Origin of the sequence: Corallococcus aberystwythensis, from assembly GCF_003612165.1 — a bacterium.
GTDB classification, from domain to species: domain Bacteria; phylum Myxococcota; class Myxococcia; order Myxococcales; family Myxococcaceae; genus Corallococcus; species Corallococcus aberystwythensis.
In genome coordinates, this window is the sequence record NZ_RAWK01000600.1 from 1 (window position 1) to 410 (window position 410).

At 54.6% G+C, this 410-nt stretch carries 1 protein-coding gene; it reads right to left on the minus strand.

From position 1 onward, the window contains the following. Window positions 1-410 (minus strand): MFS transporter (locus D7W81_RS41670; RefSeq protein ID WP_208721707.1); only part of this gene is annotated, 410 nt, incomplete at both ends.

Below are 410 nucleotides of genomic sequence, written 5' to 3' on the forward strand. Positions count from 1 at the left end.
GGTTTTCCACGCCTGGCTGGTAGGCGACAAAAATAAACAGCAGGCTGATGATCCCGGCGCTGGAGGCCCAGGCCAGCTTGATGAAAAACAGATTGAAGGCGAAGTTCATGCCGGAAGAACGTACGCGGGTTTTCCACTCGCCGTAGTCATCGGCAAAGGCCATCAATGAGAAGTGCAGTGGCAATGTGAAGCCAAGAATCACGCCATTACCGAGGATCACCACCAGCCACAGCGTTTGATAAGCCGGGCTGGAGGGCAGGAACCACATCAACACCGCCAGTGCAGCGAGGAGCAGGTTGGTGTAGTAGTAAATTTTGACGGTATCGAAACGCCGCGTTAATGGGCTGACAATCACCGAGCCGATAATGGAGGCGAAGGTGACCATGGTGAAGAACAGCGACGTGTAGCCC